At 66.9% G+C, this 4,457-nt stretch carries 1 protein-coding gene; it reads left to right on the top strand.

The annotated features are described in order from the left end of the window. The first annotated feature begins 757 nt into the window (after positions 1 to 757). Positions 758 to 4,225, top strand: a complete 3,468-nt coding sequence (dnaE, locus tag Q8P46_18070) for a DNA polymerase III subunit alpha (GenBank protein MDP2622052.1) — start codon at positions 758 to 760, stop codon at positions 4,223 to 4,225. The last annotated feature ends 232 nt before the right edge of the window (positions 4,226 to 4,457 follow it).

The raw sequence follows: 4,457 nt of genomic DNA, 5'->3' as shown, positions 1-4,457 counted from the left end.
GCGCCGTGGCCAGGCGCGGCTCGCCGGGCGATGCGGTGCATCGGCCAACAGCCGCAACACCGCCACGGCGCAAAAGAACCTTAGCCTTCGGTGGGCCAAATCGGCCCACCGGGTTCGTTGCGGCGCTCGCCCGATATCCCGTATCGCGCGTCGCGGCCCACGCCTGCCCGGACGAACCGATTTGGCCCATCGAATCGATCCCCTATAACCATGAACCGCCTAGGTCGGACAGAGTCGGAATTGGCCGAGGCTGTGTTTGTCGACAGAGCCTACCAGCAGCGTGTCAATCAGCACTGCCGCCTACCAGTTGACCGTGGACCGATTGAACGTCGCGGGAGTGGCGGCCCCTCCGACCCATACGAATATTTCGTAAGCTGCAATTCCTAAGGCTCGGAAGGCGAGAAGCGGCCAGCCGATGTTATCGGCGCGGCGAAAAGGTCGCCGAGGTGGTGTCACGGTTTGAAATATTTCTCCTTGACGTGAGAACAAAACGAGAACATAGTGGTGGCGCTATGGAGGAGGCAGCCATGATGTTTTCGATTCGCGACCTGGCCGCGGCACTCGCGTTGCTCAGTTTCGGGGCCGGCCTGGTGGCGCTTTCGGACGCCCTCATGGGTCTTCTCTAGAGCCTCGCATCGTCCCGAAAGCCGGAGCGCGCTGCACCCTCTCGCCCCCCGCATGTGGAAAAGCGCGCTCCGGCGAGGTGACTTGACCTTAAGGCTGGGCCAGGATGCGGCGTCTTCGACGAGGCGATTCGATGGCCGAGAGCAAACGGCACAAGCCGAGATCAACCCCCGATTTCGTGCACCTTCGGGTGCGCTCGGCCTATTCGCTGCTCGAAGGGGCGCTGCCGATCAAGCGCCTGGTCGGGCTTGCGGTCGCCGACGCGATGCCGGCGCTGGCCATCTGCGACACCGGCAATCTGTTCGGCGCGCTGGAATTTGCTTCCGCCTCGGCCGATGCCGGCATCCAGCCGATCATCGGCCTGACGCTTGCCGTCGACATGGGCGAGGAGGCGGGCGACGCCCACGCCGCGCGCGCCAGGCAGAAGCGCCGCGACTTTCCCGCGCTCGCCCTGTTTGCCCGCAGCGAGGCCGGCTACCGCAACCTGATGCGGCTTTCAAGCCACGCCTTTCTCGAAACCGATCCGGCCGAGCGGCCGCATGTCCGGCTTGCCGATCTTCAGGCCCATGGAAAGGGGCTTATCGCGCTCACCGGGGGCCCAGGCGGGCCCGTCAACGAGGCGATCGAGGCCGGCCGGTCGGACCAGGCCCGCGCGCGCGCCGAGGCGCTGACGGCGCTCTTTCCCGATGGCCTTTATGTCGAGCTGCAGCGCCACGGCCTCGACGCCGAAAGGACGGCGGAAGGGCCGCTGATCGAGCTTGCCTATGCGCTCGGCCTGCCGCTCGTTGCCAGCAATGATGCCTTCTTCCCGGGACCTGAGGATTTCGAGGCCCATGACGCGCTTATATGCATCGCCGAAGGGGCGCCGGTCTCGGACGAAAGCCGCCGCCGGCTGACGCCCGAGCACGGCTTCAAGACGCGCGCCGAGATGTGTGCGCTGTTCGCCGATCTCCCCGAGGCGCTCGCAAGCACCGTCGAGATCGCCGAGCGCTGCGCCTATTGGCCGCAGCCGGCGGCGCCCATGCTGCCGAAATATGCCGGCGCCGACGGCGACGAGGACGAGGAGCTGACGGCCCAGGCGCGCGCAGGCCTCGCCGCGCGGCTTCAAGCCCAGGGGCCCGCCGCCGACCACGACACGGAAGACTATGAGGAGCGGCTCGAATTCGAGCTCGGCGTCATCGAGCGCATGCGCTATTCGGGCTATTTCCTGATTGTCGCCGACTTCATCAAATGGGCCAAGGCGCGCGCCATTCCCGTCGGGCCGGGGCGCGGCTCGGGCGCGGGCTCGCTGGTTGCCTGGTCGCTGACCATCACCGACCTCGACCCGATCCGCTTCGGCCTCCTGTTCGAGCGCTTCCTCAATCCGGAGCGCGTGTCGATGCCCGACTTCGACATCGATTTCTGCCAGGACCGGCGCGACGAGGTGATCCGCTACGTGCAGGATCGCTACGGCCGCGACCAGGTGGCGCAGATCATCACCTTCGGCACCTTGCAGGCGCGCGCGGTCCTGCGCGACGTGGGCCGGGTGTTGGAGATGCGCTATGGCGAGGTCGACCGGCTGGCCAAGCTGGTGCCGCACAATCCGGCCCATCCGGTGAGCCTCGCCGACGCCATCGCCGGCGAGCCGCGGCTTGCCGAAGCGCGCGATTCAAACCCGCTCGTCGCCCAGCTCCTGCGCATCGCGCTGCGTCTGGAGGGGCTTTACCGCCACGCCTCGACCCATGCCGCCGGCATCGTCATCGGCGACCGCTCCCTGCACGAGATCGTGCCGCTCTACCGCGACCCGCGCTCGGAATTTCCGGTCACCCAGTTCAACATGAAATGGGTCGAGCAGGCGGGGCTGGTGAAGTTCGACTTTCTCGGCCTGAAGACGCTGACGGTGATCGACACCGCGGTCAAGCTCCTGGCCCGGCGCGGGATCGCGCTCGATATCGGCGCCCTGCCGCTCGACGACGAGGCGACCTACGACATGCTTTCGAGCGGCGACACCTCGGGCGTGTTCCAACTGGAAAGCGGCGGCATGCGCGACGCCGTCAAGCGCATGCGGCCAGACCGGATCGAGGACATCATCGCCCTCGTCTCGCTCTATCGGCCGGGGCCGATGGACCATATTCCGACCTATTGCAACCGCAAGCACGGGCTGGAAAAGCCCGACTATTTGCACGAGATGCTGCGGCCGATCCTGGAGGAAACCTACGGCGTCATCATCTATCAGGAGCAGGTGATGCGCATCGCCCAGGTGATGTCCGGCTACTCGCTCGGACAGGCCGACCTGTTGCGCCGCGCCATGGGCAAGAAGATCAAGTCGGAGATGACCAAGCAGCGTGCCGGCTTCATCGAAGGCGCGGTCGAAAACGGCATTTCCCGCGAGCAGGCCGAGCACGTCTTCGAGCTGGTCGCCAAATTCGCCGACTACGGCTTCAACAAGTCGCACGCGGCGGCCTATGGGCTGATCGCCTATCAGACCGCCTATCTCAAGGCGCATTACCCGGCCGAGTTCCTCGCCGCCTCGATGACGCTGGACATCAACAACACCGACAAGCTCAACGATTTCCGCCGCGAGGCCGAACGCCTCGGCATCCGCCTCAAGCCGCCCTCGATCAACGTCTCGGGCGTCGCCTTCGCGCCGGATGGCGACGCCATCCACTATTCGCTCGCCGCCATCAAGACTGTCGGCCGGCAGGCGGTCGAGCACATCGTCGCCGAGCGCGAGCGGGCGGGCCCGTTCCGGGATCTCACCGACTTCGCAAGCCGCGTCTCGCCGCGCATGGTCAACCGGCGGGCGCTGGAAAACCTCGCCGCGGCCGGCGCCTTCGATGCCCTCGAACCCAACCGGGCGGCGGTGGTCAAGGCCGCCGAGACCATCCTCGGCCACGCGACGCGGGCCGCCGAATCCCGCGAGGGAGGCCAGAACGAGCTGTTTTCCAACGGCGCCGACGCCCAGCCCATCCGGCTGCGCGAGGTCGAGCCGTGGCCGCCGATGGAACGGCTCAAGCACGAGTTCGAGGCGGTCGGCTTCTTTCTCTCCGGCCATCCGCTCGACGACGTCATGCCGGCGCTGCAGCGCGCCGGCGTCAAGAGCTGGAGCCAGTTCCATGCCGCCATCCAGCGCGGCGACAGCGCGGCGCGCCTTGTCGGCACCGTCGTGTTCCGCCAGGAGCGGCGGGCAAGAAGCGGCAACCCGTTCGCGTTCGTCGGCTTCTCCGACCCGAGCGGGCAATATGAGGCGGTGGTGTTCGCCGACACCCTCAGCGCCGCCCGCGACCTGCTGGAACCGGGCAAGTCGGTGCTGGTCAACGTCGAGGCCGACATCCGCGGCGGCGAGGTGCGCTTGCGCGTGCAGCAGGTCGAGCCGCTCGATGCGGCCGCGGCCCGCCTGGAGCAGCAGAGCTTGCGGATTTTCCTCAGCGAGGCAGCCGAGCTCGACGCGCTCGAAAGCCGGTTTCCCGACAAGGGCAAGGGCGTCATCGATCTCGTCGTTTCGCTTGACGGGGCCGGCCGCGAGGTCGAGGTGCGGCTTGCCGGCCGCTTCCGCCTCAACCCGCAAATCGCGGGCGTCCTGCGGACGCTTCCGGGCGTCATCGACGTGGAGATGTCGTAAATCTGTCGCATCCCCGTCAAAAAACCCCACCAAAGCCTTTGGAGCTGCTGGATATCACCGTGTCGCCGATTGTCAGGCGGCGCCGAAATGGCTAGAGCGGTTCATGGTTATAGGGGATCGATTCGATGGGCCAAATCGGTTCATCCGGGCAGGCGTGGGCCGCGACGCGCGATACGGGATATCGGGCGAGCGCGGCAAGGAACCCGGTGGGCCGATTTGGCCCACCGAAGGC

This window comes from Hyphomicrobiales bacterium (assembly GCA_030688605.1).
Lineage (GTDB): Bacteria > Pseudomonadota > Alphaproteobacteria > Rhizobiales > NORP267 > JAUYJB01.
Note: the sequence above shows the minus strand (reverse complement) of the source record. Positions and strands in the feature narration are given on the sequence as shown.

Bases quoted from the DNA above. Each gene is read 5' to 3' on its own strand.
- dnaE (MDP2622052.1), top strand. From the start codon at position 758: ATGGCCGAGAGCAAACGGCACAAGCCGAGATCAACCCCCGATTTCGTG.